This window comes from Kocuria oceani, from assembly GCF_029524215.1.
GTDB lineage: Bacteria > Actinomycetota > Actinomycetes > Actinomycetales > Micrococcaceae > Kocuria > Kocuria oceani.
In genome coordinates, this window is sequence record NZ_JARAMH010000001.1 from 40,363 (window position 1) to 66,012 (window position 25,650).

General features: G+C 70.8%; 28 protein-coding genes. 13 read left to right on the top strand and 15 right to left on the bottom strand.

From position 1 onward, the window contains the following. Nucleotides 1-11 precede the first annotated feature (11 nt). The 4 genes from PU704_RS00220 to PU704_RS00235 all read left to right on the top strand — a co-directional run bounded on the left by PU704_RS00220 (nucleotide 12) and on the right by PU704_RS00235 (nucleotide 3,744). Complete coding sequence (locus tag PU704_RS00220) at nucleotides 12-848, top strand: aldo/keto reductase (protein WP_047801710.1); 837 nt, start codon at nucleotides 12-14, stop codon at nucleotides 846-848. Nucleotides 849-1,175: 327 nt separating this feature from the next. Beyond that, nucleotides 1,176-1,994, top strand: a complete 819-nt coding sequence (locus PU704_RS00225; protein WP_277549644.1) for an alpha/beta fold hydrolase — start codon at nucleotides 1,176-1,178, stop codon at nucleotides 1,992-1,994. A gap of 152 nt (nucleotides 1,995-2,146) precedes the next feature. After that, the gene (locus PU704_RS00230) at nucleotides 2,147-2,950 is read left to right on the top strand and encodes an SDR family NAD(P)-dependent oxidoreductase (protein ID WP_047801707.1); all 804 of its coding nucleotides are present in this window, start codon (nucleotides 2,147-2,149) and stop codon (nucleotides 2,948-2,950) included. A 116-nt stretch (nucleotides 2,951-3,066) separates the two neighbouring features. Beyond that, entirely contained in the window at nucleotides 3,067-3,744 is a 678-nt protein-coding gene (locus PU704_RS00235; protein WP_277549645.1) for a haloacid dehalogenase type II, read from the top strand. A 40-nt stretch (nucleotides 3,745-3,784) separates the two neighbouring features. Here PU704_RS00235 and PU704_RS00240 read toward each other — a convergent pair whose 3' ends face one another. Next, nucleotides 3,785-4,954, bottom strand: coding sequence for an MFS transporter (locus PU704_RS00240; RefSeq protein ID WP_277549646.1), 1,170 nt, complete (start codon nucleotides 4,952-4,954; stop codon nucleotides 3,785-3,787). A 319-nt stretch (nucleotides 4,955-5,273) separates the two neighbouring features. Here PU704_RS00240 and PU704_RS00245 point away from each other — a divergent pair, with 319 nt between their 5' ends. Continuing rightward, a complete protein-coding gene (locus tag PU704_RS00245; RefSeq protein WP_075872705.1) occupies nucleotides 5,274-5,855 on the top strand; it encodes a TetR/AcrR family transcriptional regulator in 582 nt (193 codons plus the stop codon). A 260-nt stretch (nucleotides 5,856-6,115) separates the two neighbouring features. On the opposite strand, the gene PU704_RS00250 is transcribed toward PU704_RS00245, so the two are convergent. Then, on the bottom strand, nucleotides 6,116-6,862 hold the full coding sequence (locus PU704_RS00250; RefSeq protein WP_277549647.1) for an SAM-dependent methyltransferase: 747 nt from the start codon (nucleotides 6,860-6,862) through the stop codon (nucleotides 6,116-6,118). 493 nt (nucleotides 6,863-7,355) lie between these two features. Here PU704_RS00250 and PU704_RS00255 point away from each other — a divergent pair, with 493 nt between their 5' ends. Next, on the top strand, nucleotides 7,356-7,508 hold the full coding sequence (locus PU704_RS00255) for a hypothetical protein (protein ID WP_158041283.1): 153 nt from the start codon (nucleotides 7,356-7,358) through the stop codon (nucleotides 7,506-7,508). 95 nt (nucleotides 7,509-7,603) lie between these two features. Further along, nucleotides 7,604-8,167 carry a ParB N-terminal domain-containing protein gene (locus tag PU704_RS00260; RefSeq protein WP_277549648.1) on the top strand — a complete coding sequence of 188 codons (564 nt, stop codon included), beginning with the start codon at nucleotides 7,604-7,606 and terminating at the stop codon, nucleotides 8,165-8,167. 211 nt (nucleotides 8,168-8,378) lie between these two features. On the opposite strand, the gene PU704_RS00265 is transcribed toward PU704_RS00260, so the two are convergent. The 5 genes from PU704_RS00265 to map form a co-directional block, all read right to left on the bottom strand. After that, a complete protein-coding gene (locus PU704_RS00265) occupies nucleotides 8,379-9,578 on the bottom strand; it encodes an SGNH/GDSL hydrolase family protein (RefSeq protein WP_277549649.1) in 1,200 nt (399 codons plus the stop codon). A gap of 37 nt (nucleotides 9,579-9,615) precedes the next feature. Then, entirely contained in the window at nucleotides 9,616-10,182 is a 567-nt protein-coding gene (locus PU704_RS00270; RefSeq protein ID WP_277549650.1) for a TetR/AcrR family transcriptional regulator, read from the bottom strand. Between the two features lie 452 nt (nucleotides 10,183-10,634). Next, a complete protein-coding gene (locus tag PU704_RS00275; protein ID WP_277549651.1) occupies nucleotides 10,635-10,940 on the bottom strand; it encodes a DUF4193 domain-containing protein in 306 nt (101 codons plus the stop codon). A 210-nt stretch (nucleotides 10,941-11,150) separates the two neighbouring features. Beyond that, nucleotides 11,151-11,318: a hypothetical protein gene (locus tag PU704_RS00280; RefSeq protein WP_158041307.1), complete on the bottom strand. Its 168-nt coding sequence runs from the start codon at nucleotides 11,316-11,318 to the stop codon at nucleotides 11,151-11,153. A gap of 330 nt (nucleotides 11,319-11,648) precedes the next feature. Then, nucleotides 11,649-12,431, bottom strand: coding sequence for a type I methionyl aminopeptidase (map, locus tag PU704_RS00285; protein WP_047802573.1), 783 nt, complete (start codon nucleotides 12,429-12,431; stop codon nucleotides 11,649-11,651). Between the two features lie 66 nt (nucleotides 12,432-12,497). Here map and PU704_RS00290 point away from each other — a divergent pair, with 66 nt between their 5' ends. The 3 genes from PU704_RS00290 to PU704_RS00300 all read left to right on the top strand — a co-directional run bounded on the left by PU704_RS00290 (nucleotide 12,498) and on the right by PU704_RS00300 (nucleotide 14,083). Beyond that, a complete protein-coding gene (locus PU704_RS00290) occupies nucleotides 12,498-12,800 on the top strand; it encodes a helix-turn-helix domain-containing protein (RefSeq protein WP_277549653.1) in 303 nt (100 codons plus the stop codon). A 144-nt stretch (nucleotides 12,801-12,944) separates the two neighbouring features. Continuing rightward, a complete protein-coding gene (locus tag PU704_RS00295; protein ID WP_277549654.1) occupies nucleotides 12,945-13,550 on the top strand; it encodes an ArsR/SmtB family transcription factor in 606 nt (201 codons plus the stop codon). After that, a complete protein-coding gene (locus PU704_RS00300) occupies nucleotides 13,547-14,083 on the top strand; it encodes an SRPBCC family protein (RefSeq protein ID WP_277549655.1) in 537 nt (178 codons plus the stop codon). Before PU704_RS00295 ends, PU704_RS00300 begins: the two co-directional genes overlap by 4 nt. Before the next feature lie 188 nt (nucleotides 14,084-14,271). On the opposite strand, the gene PU704_RS00305 is transcribed toward PU704_RS00300, so the two are convergent. Next, a complete protein-coding gene (locus tag PU704_RS00305; protein ID WP_047802578.1) occupies nucleotides 14,272-14,793 on the bottom strand; it encodes a MarR family winged helix-turn-helix transcriptional regulator in 522 nt (173 codons plus the stop codon). Between the two features lie 52 nt (nucleotides 14,794-14,845). Between PU704_RS00305 and PU704_RS00310 the strand changes: the two genes are divergently transcribed. Both PU704_RS00310 and PU704_RS00315 read left to right on the top strand, forming a co-directional pair. Continuing rightward, complete coding sequence (locus PU704_RS00310; RefSeq protein WP_277549656.1) at nucleotides 14,846-15,373, top strand: DMT family transporter; 528 nt, start codon at nucleotides 14,846-14,848, stop codon at nucleotides 15,371-15,373. Nucleotides 15,374-15,384: 11 nt separating this feature from the next. After that, nucleotides 15,385-15,783 (top strand): EamA family transporter, encoded by a 399-nt coding sequence (locus PU704_RS00315; protein ID WP_277549657.1) that lies wholly within the window; start codon nucleotides 15,385-15,387, stop codon nucleotides 15,781-15,783. 61 nt (nucleotides 15,784-15,844) lie between these two features. Here the strand turns inward: PU704_RS00315 and PU704_RS00320 are convergent, their stop codons facing one another. After that, nucleotides 15,845-17,740 (bottom strand): FAD-dependent monooxygenase, encoded by a 1,896-nt coding sequence (locus PU704_RS00320; RefSeq protein WP_047802579.1) that lies wholly within the window; start codon nucleotides 17,738-17,740, stop codon nucleotides 15,845-15,847. Nucleotides 17,741-18,022: 282 nt separating this feature from the next. Between PU704_RS00320 and PU704_RS00325 the strand changes: the two genes are divergently transcribed. Beyond that, a complete protein-coding gene (locus PU704_RS00325) occupies nucleotides 18,023-18,799 on the top strand; it encodes an IclR family transcriptional regulator (RefSeq protein WP_047802580.1) in 777 nt (258 codons plus the stop codon). On the opposite strand, the gene PU704_RS00330 is transcribed toward PU704_RS00325, so the two are convergent. The 6 genes from PU704_RS00330 to PU704_RS00355 form a co-directional block, all read right to left on the bottom strand. Beyond that, a complete protein-coding gene (locus PU704_RS00330; RefSeq protein WP_075872916.1) occupies nucleotides 18,793-19,638 on the bottom strand; it encodes an HpcH/HpaI aldolase family protein in 846 nt (281 codons plus the stop codon). The two genes, PU704_RS00325 and PU704_RS00330, sit on opposite strands and share 7 nt — an antisense overlap. Then, nucleotides 19,623-20,408: a fumarylacetoacetate hydrolase family protein gene (locus tag PU704_RS00335; RefSeq protein ID WP_075872917.1), complete on the bottom strand. Its 786-nt coding sequence runs from the start codon at nucleotides 20,406-20,408 to the stop codon at nucleotides 19,623-19,625. The genes PU704_RS00330 and PU704_RS00335 overlap by 16 nt, the downstream gene beginning before the upstream one ends. Before the next feature lie 107 nt (nucleotides 20,409-20,515). After that, nucleotides 20,516-21,682, bottom strand: coding sequence for a 3,4-dihydroxyphenylacetate 2,3-dioxygenase (gene hpaD, locus PU704_RS00340; protein ID WP_075872918.1), 1,167 nt, complete (start codon nucleotides 21,680-21,682; stop codon nucleotides 20,516-20,518). A 48-nt stretch (nucleotides 21,683-21,730) separates the two neighbouring features. Beyond that, nucleotides 21,731-23,284: a 5-carboxymethyl-2-hydroxymuconate semialdehyde dehydrogenase gene (gene hpaE / locus PU704_RS00345; RefSeq protein ID WP_277549658.1), complete on the bottom strand. Its 1,554-nt coding sequence runs from the start codon at nucleotides 23,282-23,284 to the stop codon at nucleotides 21,731-21,733. Next, nucleotides 23,281-23,970: a GntR family transcriptional regulator gene (locus tag PU704_RS00350; RefSeq protein ID WP_075872919.1), complete on the bottom strand. Its 690-nt coding sequence runs from the start codon at nucleotides 23,968-23,970 to the stop codon at nucleotides 23,281-23,283. The genes hpaE and PU704_RS00350 overlap by 4 nt, the downstream gene beginning before the upstream one ends. Then, the gene (locus PU704_RS00355) at nucleotides 23,967-25,562 is read right to left on the bottom strand and encodes a fumarylacetoacetate hydrolase family protein (protein WP_075872920.1); all 1,596 of its coding nucleotides are present in this window, start codon (nucleotides 25,560-25,562) and stop codon (nucleotides 23,967-23,969) included. Before PU704_RS00355 ends, PU704_RS00350 begins: the two co-directional genes overlap by 4 nt. Nucleotides 25,563-25,650: the final 88 nt, after the last annotated feature.

Sequence of the window (25,650 nt, forward strand, 5' to 3'; positions counted from 1 at the left end):
GGAGAACGTCCATGACTTCCGTCCCTGAGATCCGGATCGCCGATGATGTCAGCATCCCGCAGCTGGGCTTCGGCGTGTACCAGGTTCCGCCGGAGACGACCGAGGCGGCCGTGACGATGGCCCTCGAGGTCGGATACCGCCACGTGGACACGGCGCAGATGTACGGCAACGAGCAGGGCGTCGGCGACGCGCTCAGGGCCTCCGGTCTGAGCCGCGACGAGGTGTTCGTCACGAGCAAGCTCAACAACAGCTTCCACCGTCGTGACGACGCGCTGCGCGAGGCCGAGAAGAGCGTCGAGCGGCTCGGCGGCCCGATGGACCTGTTCCTCGTCCACTGGCCGCTGCCCACGATCGACGTCGACTACCTCGAGACGTGGAAGGCCATGATCGAGATCCGTGACGCCGGCCTGACCCGCGCGATCGGCGTCTCGAACTTCCAGGTGCCCCACCTCGACCGGATCATCGCCGAGACCGGCGTCAAGCCCGCTGTGAACCAGATCGAGGTCCACCCGTACCTGACCAATGAGACGGTGCGCGCCTACAACGCGGAGCAGGGCATCGCGACCGAGGCGTGGTCGCCCATCGCTCAGGGAGCGGTCCTCGACGACCCGGCGATCACCGCGATCGCCGAGCGCCTGGGCAGGACGACCGCTCAGGTCACGCTGCGCTGGCACCTCCAGCGCAACGACATCGTGTTCCCCAAGTCCGTCACCCGCTCGCGTGTCGAGGAGAACTTCCAGCTCTTCGACTTCGAGCTCACCGACGCGGACATCCAGGCGATCACGGCGCTGAACAAGGACGAGCGCACGGGCCCGGACCCCGACACGTTCGACTACGTCCCCGCGTAACCGGCGCGCCGGCGCCGCGTCCAGCGGCTCAGGGCCGCCCGACGGCGACGCCGACGGGACGTGATGCGGCGGTTGCCGCCGCGGTTTCCCGCGGTGCTCGGCTGGGACGTCGTCGGCACGCTCATGGACGTGGCCCCGCCCTGGCAGCAGGCGCGCGGGCGGCGGGAGGTGCACCGACAATTCTGCGTGCCGCAGGGGCTGGCCGGGTTTTCTCGTGCGCAGGATGCCCGTAGGGTGCAAAGCAAGCTGATTGATTCCCCACGTGAGGATCGGTGATCCCGACACCGTCGGATTCACGATCTGCGCACTGGAACAGGAGATCACCACATGACCCATCTCGTATCCCGCGAACACGTCGAGGTGGACGGCGCCCAGCTGTCCTACCTGGCCGCCGGGGACCCGTCGGCCCGGCCCCTGCTGCTGCTCCACGGCACCTTCTGGAGCCGGGTGTGGCAGCCGGTGCTGCCGGCCCTGGGCGAGGCCGCCCGGTGCCTGGCCCTGGACCTGCCCGGCTTCGGTGCCAGCGGCGGAGAGCTCGACGTCGAGCACGCCACTGTCCCGGCCCTGGCCGACACGGTGCTGGCCGCGGCGGACGCCCTGGGGCTGGAGGAGTTCGACCTGGCCGGCCACGACATCGGCGGCGGGATCGCCCAGCACGTGGCCGCGACCAGCGGGCGGGTGCGGCGGCTGGTGCTGATGAACTCGGTGATGTTCGACTCCTGGCCGGTGCCGGCGGTCGAGCGCTTCCGGGACCCGCAGGTGCGGTCGGCCACCACTGTGGAGGACCTGCTCACCGCTCGGGCCGCTTCCACCCGTGGCAGTGTGGCGCGGGAGCTGGGGGAGGAGGAGCTGGCCGACTATCTGACGCCGTGGCGGGATGCGGCCCGGGTCCGGTCCTGGACGGCGCTGGCCGCGGCAGCGGACCCGCGGTACACGATGGACCTGGTGCCGGCCCTGCAGGAGGCGGCTCTGCCCACCCGTCTGGTGTGGGGCCGCGACGACGACTTCCAGAAGGTCGGCTACGCCCGCCGCTACGTCGAGGAGATCCCGGGCTCGGACCTGGTGGAGGTGGACGGCAAGCACATCCCCACCGAGGACTCCCCCGCCGCGGTCGCCGAGGCGATGGCGGAGCACCTCGCCGACTGAGTCGTGCCGGCTCGCCGGTTCCACGGTGGCATGCCGCCACCGCCGTGCGGCGCAGCCCGCGTCGGCCTCTCCGGTACGGCCACCCATTCCTGCCGGATCTGCACCTGAAGACCGTTCTTTCCCTGTCCCACATCTGACCGGAGGTAACCCTCATGGATTTGAACAACCGATCGATCCTGCTCACCGGTGCCGGCAGCGGTATCGGCCGCGCCCTGGCCTTGGACCTGGCCCAGTACTCGCCACGCCTGGCGCTGGTGGGCCGGCGCTCCGAGCCCCTGGAGGAGGTCGCGGCGCTGGTGCGTGAGAAGGGTGGTGAGGCGGTGGTGATCCCTGCCGATCTGACCGCTGACGGCGCCCCGGCCCGGGTCGCTGCTGCGGCCCAGGAGCAGCTGGGTGGGATCGACGTGCTGATCAACAACGCCGGCAACGTCCGCGCCGGCCGGCTGGAGGCGATCGAGGAGTCCGAGGTGCTGGCGCAGATCGCGCTGAACCTCACCGCCCCGATTCTGCTCACCCGTGCGGCCCTGCCGGCGCTGCGGGCCTCGGGCGAGGGGCTGGTGGTCAACGTCTCCTCCGGGTTCGGTCTGCTGGGGATGGCGTTCTACGCGACCTACGGTGCGACCAAGGCCGGGATCGCCCACTTCGGCGAAGCCCTGCGCCGGGAGCTGTACGGAGAAGGCGTGCACGTGCTCAACGTCTTCCCCGGCGCCACGGACACCCCCATGATGGAAAGCTCCGAGGCCGAAGCCCAGCACGGCTTCGACTACGAGAGCCCCGAAGAGGTGGCGGCCGCGACGGTGGCGGGCATGATCGGCGGAGAGATCAACGTGGTGCGCGGGGGGTCCATGGGTCAGATGCTCACCCGCAACCGAGAGGACCCGGCCGGCGTGGACCGGATGCTCGCCGAGGGCAAGGACGAGCTGGAGAAGGTCGTGGCCGACCACTCCAGCCTCTGATCTCCGAACAGGGACCGGCCACAGTGCCGTCGGGCCTTTCCTGCTCGGCGTAGGCTCGGCGGCACATCGCCCCGCCCGGGGCGGTGTGCCGCACCGACGAGGATTGAGGCAGAACCATGGTGACCAGCCCGGACCTGATCGTGTTCGATGTGAACGAGACCCTCTCCGACATGGCGCCGCTCGGCGAGGCGTTCGCTCAGGAAGGAGCTCCGGCGGGCCTGGCGGCCACGTGGTTCGCCGGCATCCTGCGCGACGGCTTCGCGGTGACGGCTGCCGGGGGCAACGCGGCCTTCGCCGAGATCGCCCAGGACAGCCTGCACCGGTTGCTGAGTGCACACGGGGTCACCGCGCCGGGTGAGTCCGTCGAGCGGATCATGGGCACCCTGAAGAGCCTGAACGTGCATCCTGACGTGGTGCCCGGAGTGGAAGCCCTGCGTCAGGTCGCCGAGCTGGTCACCCTCACCAACGGGGCCACCCAGGTCGCCGAGTCGCTGCTGAGCAGTGCCGGGGTCCGGGAACACTTCTCCGAGCTGCTCAGCGTCGAGGACGCCCCGGCGTGGAAACCGGCCCGGTCCTCCTACGACTACGCCGTCACCCACCGCGGCACGGACCCGCAGAAGATGCTGTTGATCGCGGTGCACCCCTGGGACATCCACGGCGCCCACCAGGCCGGGCTGCGCACCGCCTGGATCAACCGGACCGGGGCCCGGTATCCGGTCTACTTCGCCCGCCCCGATCTGGAGGCTGCGGACCTGCCTGCGCTGGCGGCGCAGCTCACCTCCGTGGGCGGCTGAGACCTGGCCCCGTCACACGGTGGCCTGAAGCAGTCAGCGTTCACGGTCCGGTTCGGGTCGTGGTGGCCCCGCGCCAGGCTCCGTGCAGCATCAGTGCCACCCCGCTGAGCAGCGACACCGCGGCGGTGAGGACGAGCAGCGCCCCCAGGCCCAGGCCGGGAATGATCGCACCGGCGACGGCCGGGGCGGCGACGGAGCTGGTGGCTCCCACGACCAGGCAGGCCGTGAACGCCGCGCCCGCACGGTCGGGCACCAGCTCGGCGGTCCAGACCGCGAGCACCGCCGATCCTGTCATGTACCCGGCCCCGAAGATGCACGCCGAGGCCATGGTCGCGGCCAGGGAGTCGCTGGCCAGGCCGAGCAGCGCCAGCGCCGCGCCGACCGTGACGAGGCTCAGCGCGGCAACCCGCAGACTGCCCATGCGTTGCGCGAGCGCCCCGGTCGCCACCCCGACCATGCCGGTGAGGTCGATGGCCGCGTACAGGGCGGGGACGGCTGCCGCTGGCAGGGTGCCGCGGTCGAGGGAGTCGGCGGCGTAGGTGAAGTAGATGACGACGACCGCGAAGTAGACGACGGAGTAGACGGCTGGGACCCGTAGCGCTGCCGCCGGCTCGGAGGCACCGCTCTGTGCGTTCGACCGTGGAGCCGGTCCGGTGCGGGGCACCAGGCGGAGGTTCACGACTGCGGCGGCCACCGCGGCCAGGGCGATGCCGGCCCAGACCAGGCGCCAGGAGCCCAGTGCGGCCGGAACGGCCAGGCCGCCCAGCAGCAGCAGGCCACCGCTGGTGCCGGTCGTGATGATCGCCAGCGCTCGTGGTTGCTGCCGCGCGGGCACCGCACGGGTCACGATGTCGGAGTAGGGCGCCCAGACCCAGCCACCGGCGCTGCCGGCCAGGACGACGCCGACGGCCAGCAGCCAGGGGGACTGCGCGGAGGTCACGATCACCGCCCCGGCGGCACCGCAGGCCCCGCCCACGGTCGTCGGAGCGCGCGAGCCGTGGCGGGCCGCGAGCCTCCCGGCGAGCAACAGGCCGGCCAGGTAGCCCGCGAACGTGGCGCTGGAGACCAGCCCGAGCATCAGCTCGGAGAGCTCCAGGTCCTCCCGGACGCCGGGCAGCGTCAGGCCGTAGGCGTACCGGGCCATGCCGAAGGCGACCCCGACCACCGCCGCTCCGGCCAGTCCGATCCGGTTGCCTGCGGAGAGTGTCATGCATGCCTCCTTGTGGTGCGGAGTGCACCGGTGCCGCTGCCGGACGCGGCGGAATCGGCCTCGCAGGTCCCTCGGCCTGGCCGCTCATCGAGGTGCTGGGGCGGAAGGACCCGCGAGCTGCTCGGACCGGCCACCCGGCCGTGAGGTCGCCTCGACGGTTCACCAGAGCCCCGGGCCGTCCCGGAGATCGCCGCGGTCAGCGTCAGACCGCTGGGCACCAGAGCGCGCATCGCCCCTCCTTCCCGAATTTCGCCGTTCAGAACGCTCCTTACGCTACATCCAAACGACCGTTCTGGAAGGAGGTCCCTACACTGGGAGGGTGACGACTGCCCGGAGACTCCCCGCGCGCGACCGGCTGCTCCAGGCGGCCGACCGCGTGCTGTTCGACCGCGGCATCCGCACCACACCGGTTGATGAGCTGCTGCGCGAGGCAGAAGTCTCCGCCGCCACCCTGTACGCGCACTTCGGCAGCAAGGACGCCCTGGTCGCCGAAACGCTGCGGGGCCGGCTGGCGGACTGGCGGGCGGTCTGGGACCAGCACATCGTGGCGGCCGGCGATGACATGGCCCGGCTGCTGGCGGTGTTCGACGCCCTGGTCTCCTACCGGGGCGACCAGCGCCACCCGTCACGCTGGTGCGCCTTCCTGGCCGCGGCCACCGAGCTCCCGGAGGCACCCGACGAGATCACCGAGGTCCTGGCCGCGGACACCGCCCTGCTCGCCGACCGGCTCCTGCACCTGTCCCGCCCGCTCGCCGGGGACCGTGCCCAGGAGCTGGCCGACGAGGTCCTGGTGGCCTACAGCGGAGCCCTGGCCGCCTTCCTGCGCGGCAGCCCCCGGTCCCCGATCGAGGTCGGCCGCCGCCTGGCCCGCTCAGCGGCCGAGGCCCACCGCCGCACCTGACCTGTTCGTCGGACGGTCCCGTCCCAGCACATGCGGGGCCACCGCCACCATCGATGGGAGGAAGGTCCTGCCCCCTGCGGTGCACGCATGGCTGGTGAGCGGTCGTCACACGAGGCCGACACTGAAGGGGACTGCCGCACCGATAGGTGACAAGGGGTCTCATGCCGTGGGAGTCACGGCGGGCTTCATCAAGGTCTCGTACGCGACCGGCCCATCGAGCCGACCGAGGTGTCGTCTCGGCATGTAGCAGTCCCGAGAACTCAACGCTTCATCAGAGCGAAGACTCCCCAGCCGAGATACTCACGTGTGGAGCGTGCATACCGAGCAGGCTCGGCGGTGAGTTCTTCCCGTACCTCGGTGGCCAGCTCGTCCTCCGGGTTCTGGTCGAGCCAACGGCGCAGGTTGAGCCACTGGGCCGCGGTGTAGCGGTCCCAGCTGTCCGGGTCGGCCAACATCATCTCCACGACGTCGTATCCGAGATCCCGGAACTGTGCCATCAGTTCCGGCAGGAGCAGGAAATCATCGATGCCGGTGGCGTGGCATGCCTGAGCGGTCTCCTCGTCCGGTGGGATCCGCCGCCAGTAAGGCTCGCCGATCAGCATCAGCCCTCCGGGGCGGAGGCTGCGCTCGAGCAACTCGGCGGTGCCGGCGACGCCGTTGCCGATCCAGGTGGCACCGACACAAGCGGCGAGGTCGACCGGCTGGTCCGCGACGTGGCCGGCTGCGTCGCCGTGGACGAACAGGACCCGGTCGGCGACGCCGAGTTCGGTGGCGCGGGCCTGGGCCTGCTCGGTGAAGACCGTGCTGATGTCCACCCCGGTGCCGGTGAAACCCAGGTCGCGCGCCCAGGTGCACAGCATCTCGCCCGAGCCGCTGGCCAGGTCGAGCACCCGTGTCCCGGGGGCGAGATGGAGTGATTCACCCAGGGCTGCGAGCTTCTGCGCGGTCAGCGGGTTGTGGATCCGGTGCGTGCTCTCACGAATGGTGAAGATGCGGGGAAGGTCCATGGCCAGATCTTTCCCGGCATGCCGTGCGATGGGAAGAGCGGTGGGGCGGCCGCACCGATGGGTGACGGGTTGTCACCTATCGCCGTATCCGTCCGGAGGGCGAGGCACGGTCCCTTGTTTGCCCTCGTCATATATCTGGGATCTGGGTGATGCGCTGACTGAGCGGCCGGGTCTGGCTTTACGGTTGTCATAGCAGGTCAGCGCCGGATGGACAGAGGCGCTGGGTGTGGTCATCGGGGCGGAATGGCCAGGTGCTCGAGAGGGAGCCTGTGGCGTCGGGTGTGCAGCGCGGAAGCCACTGGACCTCCCCGAACGGCTCACTGGTGATGCTCGCGGTGACCGCCTCGCAGGATCTGGGGGGATCCAAGATGAAGCAGTCCTGGTTCGAGCGGGTGCCCACCGGCGCCTGCGCGAGGATGCCGGCAGCCAACGGGGTGGCAGGTGCAGGAACGGATCACGCCGTCCGTGCCTCGATCCTCCGGCGGTCGAGGCCGTGACTACCGCGGCGGCTCAGCCGATGTTCTCCTACGCCCAGAAGTACCCGCGTCCGCCCGGTGACGTCGACGGCGACGGCCGGGACGTCGTCGTCGGGGTCGGGTGCTCGGCCACCACCGTGCGCCTGTCCTGGGTCTGCCGTCAGCGATGAGCGCTTGATGGTTCTTCCGCAGTTCACATGGACCCGGGCCGTGCTCGATCTGTCAAGGTCCGGGCATACTCCGAGGCGGTGCCGTGGATAGTGTGATGCTCCCTGTCGACTCTCTGGTGTGGCACGAGGTGTGCGAGAGTGCACGCCTCCAGAAGCTCGTGGCCGACATCCGCGTGGACCGGGTCCGTGTACCGGTGCACGTCACCTCTGACGCGTGCCCGGTGATTCTCGACGGCGCACACCGGTCTCGCGCTACCGACCTGCTGGGTGAGGCCCTGGTGCCCGCCCATGTCGTGCCGGTGCCCTGCGACTTTCTCGTGCCCGGCTGGGTCCATGCCTTTGAAGTGCCTCCGCTCATCGCGGGACTTGGGTCAGAAGGATTCGTCGTCGGCTTCCTCACCAGCGGGGGAGTGCGCCGGCCGGTGTACGCGCTGGGAACGAGCCTGTCAGCGCTCTTCGACAGTTACTGGACGGTTGCCAACAGCTATGCCGGTCGCCCGTACGCCCGCCTGGACTTCGTTCCCGAGGACCGTGCGTCGTTCGAGTGGCGCCTGCCGTCGTGGCGAGTCGTCCGGGAGATGACGACCACCCTCGGTCCTCTGCCCGCAGGAGTGACGCGGTTCGGGCCGCTCATCGCTGCTCGGTGCCCGTCGTGCTAGCGGTCCGTCGTGGAAGTCGTTGCGCGGCTGGAGTCCCCATGAACTTCGCTCTGGTCTCGGCCCGCGCCCAGGAACCGGACCATCATGGCGAGGACCGGCCAGTCAGAGTTTCTCCACGCTGATGGTGGAGCGGGCTGCGCGGACGGTCACGGATGCTGCGTGACGTCGAGCGCTGGAGACGGACGGGCCGAACCGGTGCCGGCTCGTGATCTCAGGATCCGGGGCCGTCCGGGCGCCGGTCGGTGCCCAGGGGCGCCCCCGGGCTGAGTGCGAGGTCGGCGAAGCGCCGGCCGATCCGCCGGTGCGTGGTGGCGTCGGGGTGGAGGGCGTCGGGCAGGGGGAGTTCCCGCGCGTCGGACTCTCCGTAGAGCTCGCGGCCGTCGAGGTAGAACAGGTGCGGATCCTTGTGCGCCCGCTCCGTGACGATCCGTGCCAGGTGCTCGCGGACGACCGTCAGGGTGAGCTTGCCGGCGGCGACCTCGCCGGGGTCGCCGGTCGCCTGGAAGCGCACGTCACCCCTGGCCAAGGCTTCGGGGTCGAAGGCGCCGGGTCCTGGGGTGTGTTCGTGGATCGGGCACAGGATGGGGGAGATCACCAGCAGCGGGGTGTGCGGGTGGCCGTCGCGGATCGTGTCGAGGAACCCGTGCACCGCGGGGCCGAAGGCCCGCAGCCGCATCAGGTCGAGATTGACCAGGTTGATGCCGACCTTGACGCTGATCAGCTCGGCCGGGGTGTCGGCGATGGTGCGAGCGGTGAACGGGTCGAGCAGCGCGCTGCCCCCGAAGCCGAGGTTGAGCAGATTGAGGCCGGCGCGCCGCGCGGCGACCGCCGGCCAGGTGCCGGTGGGATGCACCGCGTTCGAACCGTGGCTGATCGAACTGCCGTGGTGCACCCACACCGGGCGCGGGTCCCGGATCGGCCGGACGGGGGCGTCGGAGCGGATCTCGACCAGTTCCACGGTCTCGTTGTGCGGCAGCCACAGCTCGACCGTCTTGGGCCCCTGGGGCAGGTCGTCGAAGACGACGCCGCCGATCTCGCCCGGCACGAGCCGGCGGTCGCCGGTGGCCATGTCGATGCTCACCACGGTCGCGGCCTCGAGTTCGGCCTGCCGGGCGTGGTGGCCGTCGATGAGCAGATCGAAGACGCCGGCAGGGCGTGGCGGCGCTCCTTCGTACCGGAAGCGTGTGGCGCGCCCTCGGAGCTCGACGCGGTTCGCCTCGGTCGCGAAGAGCAGCCGCGCTCCCGAGGGCTGGGACTCGGCCATGGCCAGTTGCGGGTCCTGTGCCTGGTTCCTGGCCCGGGCGGGGAGGCGGTGCGGGATCACCCCGTCGTCCGTGCGCTCCAGCTCTAGGACGCCGTGGAGGAGCTCCTCGGTGACGGGTGCGGTGCAGTGTCGGTCGGGGATCGGCATGGTGCTCCCGTGGTGTGTCGTGTCCGGCAATGGCGGTTCAGGAACCGGGCCAGTGGCGCAGGGTGTGGTCGAGGACCTCGAGGATGCGCCTCCAGCTGGCCTGGCTGTCCGGCGCGCTGTGGCTGAAGCCCGTGCTGAGCTCCAGCGTGACGTAGCCCAGGAAGGTGCTGCCGAGCAGCCGCACCGCATGGGGTTGCTCGGACTCGGGGACGGCATAGCCGCGCAGGACGGCCCGGGTCAGCGCCGCGTGCCGTGGCCCGGCGCTGACCATGGCGGTGTCGCTGTCCAGCGGGAACCGGGTGGCGGCGAAGCGTCCGGGGTGCTCGTGGGCGTAGTCGCGGTACACGTTGCCGAGCGCGGCCAGTGCGTCGGACCCGGACCGCCCCGCCAAGGACTCCGATGCCCGCTGGGCCAGCTCCTCCAGGGCCCGCAGCGCCATCCTCGTCCTCAGGTCGTGCAGGTCCTCGATGTGCGAGTACAGGCTGGCCGAGCGCACCCCGACGTGCCGGGCCACCGAGGAGACGGTGACGTGGGCGAAGCCAGTGGTGTCCGCCAGGTCGAGAGCGGCCTCGACGATCCGTTCGGGAGAAAGACCTGCCCGCATCCCAACCTTCAATCACTCAATGTTTTCCTATAACTCGTAGGTTAGCATCGAGGTGCTGGAGGTGCGTCCTCCGGGGAGGTCCCGCCCGGGAACCAACACCGTCCAGCTCGCACGGGGGAGCCGGAGTGATTCTCGGGCCGCTGATCTTCGCGATGTCCATCTCCTCCTGCGCGAGCAGCCTGGCCACCAGGGACTCGGGTGCGGCGATCGTGCGGGTCGTCTTCGACGTCCCCCTCGCCGCCCGCTCGCCGCGATGCAGCTGTTCCGCTCCGGCTCCGTCGTCTACGGTGACGGGCTCGCCCCACGAGCCGTGCTGCCCCGGACGAAGGCCGCTGACAGCTTGTGAGCGGCCGTCCCGCTGAGCAGGAAACGGCGCAATGACGACGGCGCGGGCCCCGGCACCTTCAGGTGCCGGGGCCCGCGCCGTCGTGTCGCACGGGAGCCGAGAAAGTTCAGCTCTCGCAGTCGGTGCAGTACAGCAGCCCGTCGTGCTGGCGGGCGAGCTGGGAGCGGTGGTGGACCAGGAAGCAGGAGGCGCAGGTGAACTCGTCGGCCTGCTGCGGCACCACGGCCACGGTGAGCTCCTCGTGGGAGAGGTCAGCACCGGGCAGGTCGATGCCCTCGGCGGTGTCGGCGTCCTCGAGGTCGATCGAGGGGACCTGGGTCGTCGTACTGGTACGGGCCCGCATCGCCTCCAGGGACTCGTTGGCCGGCTCGTCCTCGGGGCGGGTGCGCGGGGTGTCGTAATCGGTGGCCATGCGCGGAAGCATGCTCCTTCACAAGGAATCAGCGGGGAGTGGACACCGACCAGAACCCCTCGAGCGCCGCCGGTATTCCAGAGGGTCATTGTCGGCGTTCGTCCTGCTGACAGTGCGCCAACCGACTCGACGTCCCCTGGCAGACCCGAGAACGAGTCCCGGTGCGGGCGGACTGAGGGCGGTCGAGGTGGTGAGGGCGTCGCGGTGCTGTCAGTCGGTGGCCTCGAGCTGGAGGCCACCCCAGGGGACGGCGACGAGCCGCCCCGAGGCGCCGTAGGGATGAGAGCTGACGGTGGCAGCACCCTCGTTGGCCGAAGTGGTCGTCGAGACGGACCAGTCGTTACGGATGCCCGTCAGAAGGCGGTGTACGAAGCTCATGATGGATCTCCTGGTGTTGTGATCTTTGGTGTCGTGCGGACAAGGACCGACGCCGCCCTGGTGCTGCCGAAGGTCCGCGCACCCGGAACCGAGTGGTACGCGAGGAGCGGTCGGCCATCAGCCGTGGACCGACTTCACTTGGAAACAGAAGGGCGGGAACAAGGGATCTGCGAATAATGCAACGTTACGCGTAATGCGCAACTCGAGTGCATGGGAAAAGTGTCCGCAGGAGCCCTGCCCCCTGTCAAGGGATTTCCGAGAGAGTTACGAGATCCAGGTCACATCCCCCCGGGATGACGCCCGGCGGCGTCCGGGCCACCGAGCACGCCATCACTGCTGAAGCTGCTTCGGCGCGGTGAGGATCTGGGGTCCGTCGTCGGTGATGGCGATCGTGTGCTCACTGTGCGCTGCCCGGCAGCCTGTCGCGCTGCGCAGCGTCCACCCGTCGGCATCGGTGATGAGCTCCGCGGTGTCGGCCATGACCCACGGTTCCAGTGCCAGCAGCAGTCCCGGGCGCAACATGTAGCCGCGGCCGGGGCGCCCGGTGTTCGCCACGTGCGGGTCCTGGTGCATCGTCGAGCCGATGCCGTGGCCTCCGAACTCGGTGTTGATCGGGTATCCCGCCGCTCCGAGGACGGAGCCGATGGCGTAGGAGATGTCGCCGATGCGGGCGCCGGGGACGGCCGCGGCGATTCCTGCGCTCAGCGCGCGTTCGGTCGTTTCGATCAGCGCGAGGCTCTCCGAGGGGCGTGAGTCGCCCACGAGGAAGCTGATGGCCGAGTCCGCGGCCACTCCGCTGTGGATGACTGCAAGATCCAGGGTCAGCAGGTCCCCGTCGGCCAGTGAGTAGTCGTGGGGGCGCCCGTGGAGCACCGCGTCGTTGACGCCTGTGCAGATGTGGTGGCCGAAGGGCCCGCGCCCGAAGGACGGTGCGTAGTCGACATAGCAGGACCGCGCTCCGGCTTCCCGGATCAGGGTCTTCGCCCACCGATCGATGTCGAGGAGGTTCGTCCCGACCGTGCTGCGGCTCTTGAGGGTCTCCAGGATGTCGGCGACCAGGGCGCCGGTGTCCCTCGCGCGGGCCACTTCGGTGGGGTGCAGGATCTCGATCATGGGGCGCCCTTCTCGTCCGACCAATAACTATCCCGGTCATATTATCCCGGTCATAGAATTGGGGGCATGGTCAGACTGCCGCTCACTCCCGCTGAGGTCGAACGCGGGCAACGCCTCGGTGCCCTGCTGCGTCGGGGCAGGGGGGAGCGGACGATGCTCGAGACGGCGCTCGATGCTGGTGTCTCACCGGAGACCTTGCGGAAGATCGAGTCCGGTCGCGTCGCCACTCCTGCCTTTCCGACCATCGCCGCGATCGCCGGGGTCCTCGGTCTCTCTCTGGACGAGGTGTGGGTCGAGATCAACCGCCCCGCCGTCGAGGGCGGACCCGCCGGAACAGGTCGCACCACAGGGGCGCGACTGGCCTCGTGAGCCCCGGAGTCGCGGCTCCGTCGTCAGGTTCGACGGCAGGCGGCCCATCGGTGCGATGTCCGACCAAGCTCTCCATCAGTCGCCGGGGTCGTCGCGGTGAACGCTCCTGCTCCTGGAGGGCCTCTGCTTGGCGCGGTACGGGGGGTGCCAGCTGGGGGGGGCCACCAATCGACCGCCGACCAGCAGCAGGGGGCCACGCCGACGGCGATCGAGTTCGCCGGCCGCTGGCGGGAGATGCGGAAGGTGTCGTTCTCCTCGGCGACCAGTGCGGCCGACGGGGCCGCCCGTCCGGCCGCCGGCGACGCGGTCACCGCGATCGCGAGATGCACGGCCGAGGCCGGCGACCTCTCGCATATTGGTAACCGAGTGGTTACCATAAGTGTCGTGGACGTCTTCACGGCTCTGGGGGACCCGGTACGACGGGCCCTGCTGCGACGGCTGGCCGAAGGGCCGGCCCGGGTGGTGGACCTGGCGGCCGATCACGACATCAGCCGCCCGGCAGTCAGCAGGCACCTGAAGGTGCTCGGTGAGGCGGGCCTGGTTGCCGGGACCGATCAGGGTCGTGAACGCCACTACACCCTGGTCCCGTCCGCGCTGGAACCGGTCGCCGTCCTGCTCGCCGAGCTCAGCGGCCGGACGCCGCGGATCCCGGAGCACGTCCTGGACGCACTCGAGCTCGAGGTCCGCCGCACCCGCCGCGACCGCGCCGGCGACCGGCACGCCCACACCGAGAGGAAGGACGCAGGATGACAACACCACAGGCCACCGGCTGGCCCGAGACCCGCCAGGACGGTGAGTGGATCGTGCTCACCCGCCACTTCGACGCCCCCATCGACGACGTGTGGGCCGCCGTCACGGACCCCGAACGCCTCGGCCGCTGGATCGGCACCTGGACCGGGAATCCGTCCTCCGGCAGCGTCGTCTTCCGGATGACCGCCGAGGACGGCATGCCGGAGGAGGTGCACCACATCGAGGTCTGCGAGCCTCCGCGGCTGCTGCGCACCCGCGCACGCAGTGAGGGCCTGGACGGGCAGGAGCACGATTGGCGCGTGGAGATCCGGCTCACCGAAGACGGTGGCGGCACCACGCTGCATTTCGGCCAGCTTCTGCCCGAACCGGAGTGGGCGCACAGCATCGGCCCCGGCTGGGACTACTACCTGGACCGGCTCACAGCGGCCGAGACGGGCCAGGATGTCGCCGCCATCGATTTCGAGCGCGACTACTACCCCGCCTTGGTCCCGGTCTACCAGCAACGTTTCCCGGTCACGCCGCAGCGGCCGTAATCGGCCCACCGTGCTCACGGGCCCAGTCATGGGTGAAGGAGGGTGCGGTGGAGCAGCGGATCCGTGAGCAACTCGTAGTGCGCCACTGTGCATGGGGCTGTCGCAAGAAGGGTGCAAGAGGCGGCGAGCGCACCTGTGCCGCTCTGTGCAAGGTCCGTCAACGGCGAACGGTGCTGTGGTGGAGGCTCCTAATCGGTCGGTGTGGTGGTGAGGATCTGCAGGGCTGCCCGCAGCTGATCGGCCAGCGCACGCGCCTGCTCGTCACCGAGGCGATCGGCCACGAAGGCCTGGCCGTCCACCCCGGCGGCCACGGCCTGGTCGATGGTCTCGAGCCCTGCGTCGGTGAGCTCGGCGTAGAGACAGCGCTTGTCGCTGGGGTGGGGCACCCGGTGGATCAGCCCCGCGTCGGTGAGCCGGGTGAGCCGGCCGGTCATGCCCCCGGTGGTGATCATCAACGACCGCGCCAGGTCCTTGGGCGCCAGCCGGTACGGTGCCCCGGCCCGGCGCAGGGCCGCCAGCACGTCGAACTCCCCGCGGCTGATCCCGAACGGGGCGTAGACGGCTTCCATCCGCTCACCCATCAGCGCGGACAGTCGGTAGATCCGTCCGAAGATCTCCATCGCCCGGGTGTCCAGCTCCGGTCGCTGCTGGGCCCACTGAGCCACGATCGCATCGACGTCGTCGCGCTCGGGCGGTCTTGTGCTGGTCATGGAACCATTATACCTTTCAACTAACTTACTACTAAGCAATTGAGGGGTTGGGATGCCGTACGCGATGACCGACCGCGCCCGGGCCACCCTGCTCGGGGCGATCGCCCCCGTGGTGTGGGGCACGACCTACGCGGTCACCACCGAGCTGCTCCCGCCGGACCGGCCGATGACGGCGGCCCTGCTGCGGGCGGCACCGGCCGGGGTGCTCCTGCTGCTGCTGACCCGGCAGATCCCGCCCGCCGGGTGGTGGGGGAGGCTGGTGGTGCTGGCGGTGCTCAACATCGGGGCGTTCTTCCCGCTGCTGTTCCTCGGCGCCTACCGCCTTCCCGGCGGGCTGGCGGCGGTGGTGGGCTCGGCCCAGCCGCTGATCGTCGCGGCGGTGCTGCTTCTGGCCTTCCGGCAGTCCACCCCGGCCCGGCAGCTGCTCTGGGCGGTCCTGGCCGTGACCGGGGTGGGGTTGGCGGTGTTCGCCGGGCCGGTCACCGTGGACGCCCTCGGGATCACCGCCGCTCTTGCCGGCACGGCCTCCATGGCCACCGGGGTGGTGCTGACCCGCCGATGGGGCCTGCCCCGCGGATGAGCGGGCTGGCGGTGACCGGTTGGCAGCTGGTGCTCGGGGCCGTGGTGATCGCCCCGCTGGTGCCCGTGCTGGACACCGGGCCCTTCGTGCTGGACGGCCCGGCGATCGCCGGCTACACCTGGCTGGCCGTGCCCGGGACCACGATCGCCTACGCGGTGTGGTTCTCCGCCGGGCGCCGTCTGCCGGCCACCAGCACGGCGATGCTGGGGGCGCTCAGCCCCGTGGTGGCCGCCCTCGTCGGTTGGGTCTGGTTGGGACAGGCCCTGTCCGGGGTGCAGAGCGCCGGCTTCGCCCTGGCCCTGGTGGCCGCCCTGCTCGGGCAGACCGCCGCGCACCGGCCCGCCGGCACGCCGCGGCGACCCGGCGGTGAGCCGGCTGGATGCCCCGGACGCGTGCCTGCTGCACCGTAGCGGTGGGAGTGCGTCGTGGGCGTGCCGGGCCGCGGCGACGCAGAGGTCCCCGCCCGAGCGGTCAGGAGGCGTAGATCCGCGACAGGAAGTCCGACAGCTCGGCCGTGGCGGTCAACGGCAGCACGTGGGCCACGTACTGGTCGGGCCGGACGAGCACCACGACGCCGTCGCGGCTCAGGCCGCGGGCCTCGAAGATGTCGTTGCCGGGGTCCACGCCCCACACCTTGTTGAGGTTGGAGATCCGGAACGGGCCGACCTGCGGGCGGAAGATCGACGGCGTCTGCATCAGCTCGACCTCCTCGTGCGGCTGCTGGTAGACGACGTGGAGGTCGAACAGCGCGTCCAGGTCCTGGCCCTCGGGGGTGAACCGGCGCACGGGCGACCCGGCGGAGTCCATCTGCTCCGCCCACGCCCGCAGCGCCGAGTCCGGTGCGGAGGACACGGCGGAGTCGGCGAAGGCGTAGATCCGCCAGCGGCCGTCGGCGACGTGCTGGTGGCCCAGGTACTTCGGGTTGGTGTCGCAGACCCGCTTGACCGGGTGGGCCTTGAAACGCTTGCCCAGCGGGAAGCCGGTGGCCAGGTCCTGGTGCACGGCCTCGCCCCGGAGCAGGCTCACCGGGTACTCGGTCATGAAGCCGGCCGGGAACTCGGCGGTCTTCACGTAGAAGTCCTCCAGCGCGGTCTCGCTCTCGAGCTCCTCCGGCTTGGCGGCCATCATGGAGGACCACTCGCGGTCGAAGTCGATGAGGTCCTGGGCGATCTGCTGGCGCTCGGCGGTGTAGGTGGCCAGGAGCTTCTCCGGGGCCACCCCGCTCAGCACCTGACCCAGCTTCCAGCCGAGGTTGAAGGCGTCCTGGATGGAGACGTTCATGCCCTGGCCCGCCTTGGCGGAGTGCGTGTGGCACGCGTCGCCGGCGATGAACACGCGCGGGCTGCGCTGTCCGGCCTCCTCGACGGGGACGTCGTCGAAGCGGTCGGTCACCCGGTGGCCGACCTCGTAGACGCTCCACCAGGCGACGTCCTTCACGTCGATGCTGTAGGGCGAGACGATCTCGTTGGCCTGGCGGATGATCTCCGTCAGCGGGGTCCTGCGGACGGCGCCGGCGTCGCTCTGGTCCACCTCCCCGAGGTCCACGTACATGCGGAACAGGAAGCCGCCCTCGCGCGGGATGAGCAGGATCGAGCCGTGCTTGGACTGGATGGCGCACTTGGTGCGGATGTCCGGGAAGTCGGTCTCGGCCAGGACGTCCATGACGCCCCAGGCGTGGTAGGACACGGCGCCGACGTGCTGCGCGCCGATGTCCCGCCGGACCCTGGAGTGGGCGCCGTCGGCGCCCAGCACGTACTTGGCGCGCACGACGCGCTCCTCGCCGGGGCCCACCCCCGCCTCGGCGCTCTCGCCGGTGCGCTTCAGGGTCACGGCGACGGGATGCTCCCCCTCGCCGACCTCCAGCCTCACGAACTCCCAGCCCCAGTACGGCTCGGTCCGGGACGGTGCGTTCTTCGCGAAGCGGGCGAAGTAGTCCAGCACGCGCGCCTGGTTCACGATCAGGTGCGGGAACTCGCTGACGCCGGCCGGGTCGTCGACGGTCCGGGCGGTGCGGACGATGTGCTCCGGGTTCTGCGGGTCCGGCTTCCAGAAGTTCATCTCGGTGAGGTCGTAGGCCTCGGCGGTGATCTCCTCGGCGAAGCCGAACGCCTGGAAGGTCTCGACGCTGCGCGCCTGGATGCCGTCGGCCTGGCCGATCTCGAGGCGCTGCGGGCGGCGGTCGACCAGACAGGTCATGACGTCCGGGAAGCTCGCCAGCTGGGCGGTGGCGGTCATGCCGGCGGGGCCGGAGCCGACCACCAGCACGTCCATGACCTCCGGCAGGTCGGGGGAGCGGTCGACGCCCACACCGGCGGCGGGCTGGATCCGGGGGTCCGTGGACACGTAGCCGTGGTGGTGGAACAGCATGGGGGGCCTCCTGGCCGGTGAGAGGAAGAGACTCACGGTGTGTTCTATAATGGAACACGTCGTTCTTTTATCGAACTCTTGCCGGTGATCATATACGGTCCGTGATCGCCCTCACAAGACCCTGCGACCCCGCTCACGCTCGGGTGCAGTGGGAGCATGGTCATCCCGGGGACGAGACCCGCCGGGCCTCTCGGGCCGGCTCCGCGGTCCCGACATGGCACTCCGGCAGACCGTCCACGGAAAGGGGCCACGGTGAACACTTCGGGACGTCCTCCCGCCCAGGTGCCGGCGAGCAGGGCACCGGCCGCGCAGGCGACCGGGAGCACGCAGGGCCGGGCGGCCTCGTCGGCACCGCTCTCCCAGACCCTCTCCCGTGGGCTGCGCATGCTGGAGCTGGTGGTCGCGGCGGACGAGGCACCGACGATCGCCGACGTGGCCGCGCAGCTCGGCGTCCACCGGTCGATCGCCTACCGGATCCTGCGCACCCTGGAGAGCCACGGCCTGCTGACCCGGGACTCCACGGGCCGCCTGATCGGCGCCCCCGGGCTGGCGGTGCTCGCGCTGGGGGTGCAGCAGGACCTCCGGACCGTTGCCCTGCCGGAGCTGACCGCGCTGGCCAACGAACTGCAGATGAGCGCGTTCGTGGCGGTCTGGGGCCAGGAGGAGTGCGTCACGCTGGTGACGGTGGAGCCCTCGCGCGGCCACGCGGTCACCCAGCGCCCGGGCACCCGCCACCCGCTGGACCGCGGCGCCCCCGGGCTCGCCGTGCAGGCTGGCATGGACCCGGACGAGCTCAGCGAGCTGACGGGCGGGGTCCGCCCCCGCGCGGAGGTGGAGCAGGCCCGGGAGCGCGGATTCGCCGTCAGCAGCAACGAGGTGCTGGACGGCGTCTCCTCCGTGGCCGTTCCCCTCCGCGTGCCCGGCCACCTGCCGGCGTCACTGGCCGTCGTCTACGCCACCCGCCGGCTCGACGTCGAGGCCCTGGGCCGGCGGCTGGCGCACAGCGCCGAGCTGGTCGCCACCCGCCTCGGGCAGCGACCGGCCCCGTCGGATCAGTAGGATCCGCGCGGCGCCGTACCCGGCCCCTGCTCCTCGCCCGCAGGAGCGCACCAGGCGTCCGCGAGCGCCTCGGTCCCGCGGGCCAGCAGCGCGACGTCGGCGCCCACGTTGACGAAGTCGGCCCCGGCGTCGAGGTAGTCCTGGGCCTGGGACCGCGCGAAGGCGTTGACCCCCACGAACTTCCCCGACTGCCGCACGGCGGCGACGACGTCCTTGACGGCGGCCACCACGTCCGGGTGGGTCTGCTGGCCGATCAGGCCCATGGAGGCGGCGAGGTCCGAGGGACCGACGAAGACGCCGTCCACCCCGTCCACCGCGGCGATCTGCGCGGCGGATCCGACCGCGGCCGCGCTCTCGACCTGCACCACCAGGGTGACCAGCTCGGCGGCGCGGGAGAGGTAGTCGGGGACCCTGTTCCACCGGGCCGAGCGGGCGAGCGCCGAGCCCACCCCGCGGACCCCGCGCGGCGGGTAGTGCACGGCGCGCACGGCGGCCTCGGCGTCGGCCGCGCTGTTCACCATGGGCACCACCAGGGACTGCGCGCCCAGGTCCAGGTACTGCTTGACCAGGACCTCGTCCAGACCGGGGAGGCGGACCACCGGGATCGAGCCGTAGCCGGCCATGGCCCGCAACTGGGCCAGGATGGTCTCCAGGCCCAGCGGCGAGTGCTCGGCGTCGATCAGCAGATAGTCCAGGCCCGCAGAGGCGCAGATCTCGGTCACCGTGGGATCTCCCGAGCTGACGAACATGCCGGCCGCCGGCCGCCCACCGCGCTCGGCGCGGGCCGCCTCGGTGAACAGGTCCTTGAGGCTCGGCTGGACCGCTAGACGAATCGGCATGTGATGGTCCCCAGTTCTCCGTAGTCGGCGTAGACGGTGTCCCCGGCGTGGACCCACATGGGCCGGGTGAACGAGCCGGCGAGGATGATCTCCCCGGCCTCCAGGCGATCCCCGTGTCCGGCGATGCGGTTGGCCAGCCAGTGCACCCCGTTGGCCGGGTGGTTCAGCACGCCGCAGGCCACCCCGGTCTCGATGACCTCCTCGTTGCGGAAGAGCGCACCGGCCACCCAGCGCAGGTCCACGGCGTCCGGGGCCACCGGGCGGCCGCCGATCACCATGGAGCCCAGGGCGGCGTTGTCCGAGATGGTGTCCGTGATGGTCCGGCCCTGCATCTCGATGCGGGAGTCGAGCACCTCCAGGGCCGGCACCACGTACTCGGTGGCGCGCAGCACGTCGAAGAGGCCCACCCCCGGTCCGGACAGGTCCTCCTTGAGCACGAAGGCCAGCTCCATCTCGATGCGCGGATGGGTGTACTTCGCCCACTCGTAGACGTGGCCGGACTCGACCACCTGGTCGTCGAAGACGATCCCGTAGTCGGGCTCGTCGATGCCGGTGGCGTCCTGCATGGCCTTGGAGGTCAGGCCGATCTTGTGGCCGACCTTGCGCCGGCCGGCCTCCTCCTGGCGCTGCGCCCAGATCCGCTGCACCGCGTAGGAGTCCTCGATCTCCATCTGCGGGTAGCGCTGGGTCAGCAGCGGCACCGGAGTGCGGTCCAGCCCGGCTCGGTGCAGCTCGTCGGCGATCGCCACGTGTGTGTCGTGGTCCAGCATGTGCTCTCCTGTCCTGTCCTGTGCTCTGCAGGTGCTCCGCCCGGGGGCCGACGACGGCCGGCGGGCTCCACCCAGGAGCCGACCGGCCGCCGTCGGCCCGGGGGGGCTCAGAGCTGGTTGCCGATCTTGAAGCCCTTGGCGGCCTCGCCCTTGTAGCTGCCCGAGTCGTCACCGGGGCGGGTGTAGGAGAAGCCGTCGGCGCCGATGGTGACCTCCATCTCGGAGTCGTCGGTGCGGGCGACGACATCCTTCGGGTTGCCGTCCAGGTCCAGCACCAGGGAGGCCTCGGTGTACCAGGACGGCACGACCGGGTTGCCCCACCAGTCGCGGCGCTGGTTGTCGTGCACGTCCCAGGTGACCACCGGGTTGTCCGGGTCGCCCGTGTAGTAGTCCTGGGTGTAGATCTCGATCCGGTGGCCGTCCGGGTCGAGGATGTACAGGTAGAACGCGTTGGAGACGCCGTGGCGGCCGGGCCCGCGCTCGATCAGGTCGGACATGCGCAGCGCGCCGAGCTTGTCGCAGATCGCCAGGATGTTGTGCTTCTCGTGCGTGGCGAAGGCGACGTGGTGCATGCGCGGCCCGTCGCCGCCGGTCATGGCGGTGTCGTGCACGGTCGGCTTGCGGCGCATCCAGGCCGCGTACACGGTGCCCTGCTCGTCCTGGATGTCCTCGGTGACGCGGAAGCCCAGGTCCTGCATGAACTTCGTGGCGCGCGGCACGTCCGGGGTGACCTGGTTGAAGTGGTCCAGCCGGACCAGGGCGCCCGGGGTGTAGAGGTCGTAGCGCCAGGCCAGGCGCTCGACGTGCTCGACGTCGTGGAAGAACTCGTACGGGAAGCCCAGCGGATCCTCCACGCGCACCGACTCGCCGATGCCCTTGGTGAAGCCCTCCGGGCGCCGCTCCACGCGGCAGCCCAGCTCCTCGTAGAAGGCCACCGCCCGGTCCAGGTCCTCCGGGGTGCGCACGCGGTAGGAGAAGGCGGCGACGGCGGCCACCGGGCCCTGCCGCAGCACCAGGTTGTGGTGGATGAACTCCTCCAGGGACCGCAGGTAGACGGCGTTCTCGTCCTCCTCGGTCACGGTCAGCCCGAGCACGTCCACGTAGAAGTCCCGCGAGCGCTTCAGGTCGGTGACCACGAGCTCCATGTAGGCGCAGCGCAGGATGTCCGGCGCCGGGGCGGAGGGTGTCGGGATGGGGTTGTCGGCGGCGATCGGGGCCTCCTGCGAGACGTAGAAGCCCGAGGACGTCATCGTCCGGTCGTCGAGGTGGGTCATGGTGGTGTCCTTGCTGTGAGAGGGGTCGGTGCCGGAGAGCGCGGGAGTTCAGGCCTGCAGGTTCTCGGCGGCCTGCTCCTGGCGGCCGAAGACCGGGTTGTGGACCTCGCCCAGGTTGATGTGCACGGCCTGCTGATCGGTGTAGAAGTCGATCGAGCGGTAGCCGCCCTCGTGGCCCAGGCCCGATGCCTTGACGCCGCCGAACGGGGTGCGCAGGTCGCGGACGTTGTTGGAGTTCAGCCAGACCATGCCGGCCTCGACGTTCTGGGCGAAGTTGTGGGCCCGCTTGAGGTCGTTGGTCCAGATGTAGGCCGCCAGGCCGTACCTGGTGTTGTTGGCCAGCGCCAGCGCCTCCTCTTCCGTGTCGAACGGGGTGATGGCCACGACCGGGCCGAAGATCTCCTCCTGGAAGATCCGGGCGTCCGGGGCCACGTCGGCGAAGACGGTCGGCCGGATGAAGTTGCCCTCCGGGTACTCCTCGGGACGGCCGCCGCCGGCGGTCAGGCGGGCCTCCTGCTTGCCGATCTCCACGTAGGACATGACCTTCTCGAAGTGCTCCGGGTGCACCAGGGCGCCCACCTCGGTGCTCTCGTCGTGCGGCAGGCCGACCCGCACGCGCTGGGCCTGGGCGGAGTAGCGCTCCACGAACTCGTCGTAGATGCCGCGCTGGACCAGGATGCGCGAGCCGGCGGTGCAGCGCTCGCCGTTGAGGGAGAAGACGCCGAAGATCGTCGCGTCGATGGCGGCGTCCAGGTCGGCGTCCTCGAAGACGACGGCCGGGGACTTGCCGCCCAGCTCCATGGACAGGCCCTTCAGGAACGGCGCGGCGTTGCCGAAGATGATCTGGCCGGTGCGGGACTCGCCGGTGAAGGAGATCAGCGGGACGTCCGGGTGCTTGACCAGGGAGTCGCCGGCGAAGCCCTCCTCGCCGTAGCCGTGCACGATGTTGAACACACCGGCCGGCAGGCCGGCCTCCTCGAAGATGCCCGGCCACAGGGACGCGGACAGCGGGGTGAATTCGGCCGGCTTGAGCACCACGGTGTTGCCGGTGGCCAGCGCCGGGCCCAGCTTCCAGGACTCCAGCATGAACGGCGTGTTCCACGGGGTGATGAGCCCGGCCACGCCGATCGGCTTGCGGTTGACGTAGTTCACCTGGCGGCCGGGCACCTTGTACGTGTCGTCGGCCTGGGCGACGATCAGGTCCGCGAAGAAGCGGAAGTTCTCGGCGGCGCGGCGGGCCTGGCCGAGGGCCTGCTTGATCGGCAGGCCGGTGTCGAAGCACTCCAGCTCGGCGAGATCCTGACCGCGGGACTCCACGATGTCGGCGATCCTGTGCAGCACCCGGGAGCGCTCGCGCGGGAGCATGCCCGGCCACGGGCCGTTCTCGAAGGCGTCCTTGGCGGCGGCGACGGCGGCGTCGACGTCGGCGACCTTGCCGGAGGCGGCCTGGATGTAGGTCTGGTTGGTGACCGGGTCCAGCACGTCGAAGGTGTCGCCGTCGATCGAGTCGACGTGCTCACCGTTGATGTAGTGCTGGATCTTCTCCGGCAGGTGGGCCGGAACCCAGCGCTGTGCGGTGTCGGTGGTGGTCTCGGGGCTCATGGTGTGTCCTTTCGGCGTGCAGTGTCCTGGGGCGTGGTACGTGAGGCCAGGTAGGCGTCGAGCGTGTTGAGGCGGTGTGTCCGGGCGGCGGCCTCGACGGTGTCGAAGGGGGCGCCTTCGGCGATGAGGTCCAGCAAGTGGTCGTGCTCGTCCACGGAGGCACGGGCCCGGCCGGGGACGTACGCGAAGGTGGACGAGCGCAGGGCGGCCAGCCGGTTCCACCCCCGGTGCACCAGGTCGAGGATGTGGGCGTTCTGGTGGTGCTCGTAGAGCGTGGAGTGGAACTGCTTGTTCAGCGTGGTGAACTGCACCGGGTCGAACTCGTCCAGGATCCGGCGCATCTGCTCGTTGATCCCCCGGGCCCGTTCCAGCTCGGCGTCGGTGATCAGCGGCGCGCACTGGGCGGTGGAGAATCCCTCGACCAGGGCGAGGGTCTCCATGGTGTTCCGGTACTCCACGGGGTCGATGCCCACCACGGTGGCGCCGACGTTGCGCTGATAGGCCACCAGGCCGTCCTGCTGGAGCATGCGCACGGCCTCGCGGACCGGCACCACGGACATCCCGAGCTCGGCGGCCAGCTGCGCCAGCACGAGGCGGCTGCCCGGTGCGAAGCGGGCCTGCTGGATCCCCTCGAGGATGGCCTGGTAGGCCAGCTCCGACTTGGAGTGGAGGGCCTCGGTGCTCACGGGGCGTCCTGGCCGGCGCGCGACTGCCGGTGCTCCTGGTACCTGCGCTTCCACTCGGCGTTGGGCGGGAACAGCCCGTCCACCGGGTGGCCCTCGGCCACGCGGTCGTACACCCAGGCGTCCTGCTGCTCCTGCTCCCAGGCGTCGGTGATCACCTCGGTCAGCAGCTGCGGGGGGACGACCACGACGCCGTCGTCGTCGCCGATGACGATGTCGCCCGGCTGGACGGTGGTCCCGCCGCAGGCCACCGTCCCGCCGACCTCCCAGGGGATGTGGCGGCGGCCGAGCACGGCCGGGTGGACGCCGCTGGAGTAGACCTGGATGCCGACCTCGGCGACCGCGGCGGAGTCGCGGACGCCGCCGTCGGTGATCACGGCACTGGCGCCGCGCACCTGGGCGCGCAGGGCGAGGACGTCGCCGAGGGTGCCGGTGCCCTTCTCGCCGCGGGCCTCCATGACCACCACGTCGTCCGGCTGCACCGTGTCCATGGCGCGCTTCTGGGCGTTGAACCCGCCGCCGAAGGCCGTGAAGAGATCCTCCCGGTTGGGCACGTAGCGCAGCGTCTTGGCGTAGCCGAGGATGCGCCGGCCGGGGTGGGTGGGCCGCACGCCGTCGATCGTGGCGTTGTCGATGCCCCTCTTCCGCAGCTGTGCGGTGATGGTGGCCACCGCCGTCGCATTGATCGTGGCCTTCAGCTCATCGGTGAGCAGGGCGCGGTCCGGCCGCGGCTGGGACGGCACGTAGTGGTCGGACTCCTCCGCGCCGCCCCGATCGTCCCGGGCCTCCTGCGCCTCGGCCGGCGGCAGCCCGGCGGCCTCGCGCGAGCCCCACGCCTCCTCCCGCTGGGTGTCGTCCACCTGCGGCTGCGCCCCGTACGGGGCCATGGCGTGCTCGCCGGCCACCACGTGCGTGACCAGGCGGCCGCTGGAGGGCTGCCCGGGTGCCGCGGGCGCGTCCACCTCGACCTCGACGACGTCGCCCGGCTGGGCCACGGAGGAGCCGGCCGGGGTGCCGGTCAGGATGACGTCGCCCTCCTCCAGCGTCATCAGCTGGGACAGGTCCGCCACGAGCTGACCGAAGGAGAAGGCCAGCGCCTCGGTGGTGTCGTCCTGGACCAGCTCCCCGTTGACCCAGGTGCGGAGGCGGAGCGCGGCCGGGTCGAGCCCATCGGTCGGGATGACGTCCGGGCCCAGCGGGGTGTAGCCGTCCCCGGACTTGTTCTTGACGTTGGAGCCCTTGTCGGCATGACGCAGGTCGTACAGGCCCCAGTCGTTGGCGGCGGTGATGCCGGAGACCTTGGACCAGCCCTCCTCCGGGCGCACGCGGCGGCACGCCTGCCCGATGATCAGGGCGATCTCGCCCTCGTAGGCCAGCAGCTCGGTGCCGGCCGGGCGCTCGATCGTGTCGCCGGTCCGGGCGATGGAGGTGCCGGCCTTGAGGAAGTAGCCGGGGAACTTCGGGGAGCGGCCCCGCTGGGCGATGCGGGAGGGGTAGTTCAGGTGCAGGGCGATGACCTTCCCGGGGCGGTGCGCCCTGTCGGTGAAGTCAACGGGCCCGGTGGCCCCGCGAGGAGCCGGTGTCGTCTCTGCCATGCCGTCCTGCCTTCGTGGTCTTCGGAGTCGGTCCGGGTCCAGCACGTCCAGCGGTGTGTCCCAGGTCTCGTGATTCTGATCGTATATG

Excerpts from the sequence above, each read along its gene's own strand:
- PU704_RS00220 (WP_047801710.1), top strand. The coding sequence starts at position 12 with ATGACTTCCGTCCCTGAGATCCGGATCGCCGATGATGTCAGCATCCCG.
- PU704_RS00225 (WP_277549644.1), top strand. The coding sequence starts at position 1,176 with ATGACCCATCTCGTATCCCGCGAACACGTCGAGGTGGACGGCGCCCAG.
- PU704_RS00230 (WP_047801707.1), top strand. The coding sequence starts at position 2,147 with ATGGATTTGAACAACCGATCGATCCTGCTCACCGGTGCCGGCAGCGGT.
- PU704_RS00235 (WP_277549645.1), top strand. The coding sequence starts at position 3,067 with ATGGTGACCAGCCCGGACCTGATCGTGTTCGATGTGAACGAGACCCTC.
- PU704_RS00240 (WP_277549646.1), bottom strand. The coding sequence starts at position 4,954 with ATGACACTCTCCGCAGGCAACCGGATCGGACTGGCCGGAGCGGCGGTG.
- PU704_RS00250 (WP_277549647.1), bottom strand. The coding sequence starts at position 6,862 with ATGGACCTTCCCCGCATCTTCACCATTCGTGAGAGCACGCACCGGATC.
- PU704_RS00260 (WP_277549648.1), top strand. The coding sequence starts at position 7,604 with ATGCTCCCTGTCGACTCTCTGGTGTGGCACGAGGTGTGCGAGAGTGCA.
- PU704_RS00265 (WP_277549649.1), bottom strand. The coding sequence starts at position 9,578 with ATGCCGATCCCCGACCGACACTGCACCGCACCCGTCACCGAGGAGCTC.
- PU704_RS00270 (WP_277549650.1), bottom strand. The coding sequence starts at position 10,182 with ATGCGGGCAGGTCTTTCTCCCGAACGGATCGTCGAGGCCGCTCTCGAC.
- PU704_RS00275 (WP_277549651.1), bottom strand. The coding sequence starts at position 10,940 with ATGGCCACCGATTACGACACCCCGCGCACCCGCCCCGAGGACGAGCCG.
- PU704_RS00280 (WP_158041307.1), bottom strand. The coding sequence starts at position 11,318 with ATGAGCTTCGTACACCGCCTTCTGACGGGCATCCGTAACGACTGGTCC.
- map (WP_047802573.1), bottom strand. The coding sequence starts at position 12,431 with ATGATCGAGATCCTGCACCCCACCGAAGTGGCCCGCGCGAGGGACACC.
- PU704_RS00290 (WP_277549653.1), top strand. The coding sequence starts at position 12,498 with ATGGTCAGACTGCCGCTCACTCCCGCTGAGGTCGAACGCGGGCAACGC.
- PU704_RS00300 (WP_277549655.1), top strand. The coding sequence starts at position 13,547 with ATGACAACACCACAGGCCACCGGCTGGCCCGAGACCCGCCAGGACGGT.
- PU704_RS00305 (WP_047802578.1), bottom strand. The coding sequence starts at position 14,793 with ATGACCAGCACAAGACCGCCCGAGCGCGACGACGTCGATGCGATCGTG.
- PU704_RS00310 (WP_277549656.1), top strand. The coding sequence starts at position 14,846 with ATGCCGTACGCGATGACCGACCGCGCCCGGGCCACCCTGCTCGGGGCG.
- PU704_RS00320 (WP_047802579.1), bottom strand. The coding sequence starts at position 17,740 with ATGCTGTTCCACCACCACGGCTACGTGTCCACGGACCCCCGGATCCAG.
- PU704_RS00330 (WP_075872916.1), bottom strand. The coding sequence starts at position 19,638 with ATGCCGATTCGTCTAGCGGTCCAGCCGAGCCTCAAGGACCTGTTCACC.
- PU704_RS00335 (WP_075872917.1), bottom strand. The coding sequence starts at position 20,408 with ATGCTGGACCACGACACACACGTGGCGATCGCCGACGAGCTGCACCGA.
- hpaD (WP_075872918.1), bottom strand. The coding sequence starts at position 21,682 with ATGACCCACCTCGACGACCGGACGATGACGTCCTCGGGCTTCTACGTC.
- hpaE (WP_277549658.1), bottom strand. The coding sequence starts at position 23,284 with ATGAGCCCCGAGACCACCACCGACACCGCACAGCGCTGGGTTCCGGCC.
- PU704_RS00355 (WP_075872920.1), bottom strand. The coding sequence starts at position 25,562 with ATGGCAGAGACGACACCGGCTCCTCGCGGGGCCACCGGGCCCGTTGAC.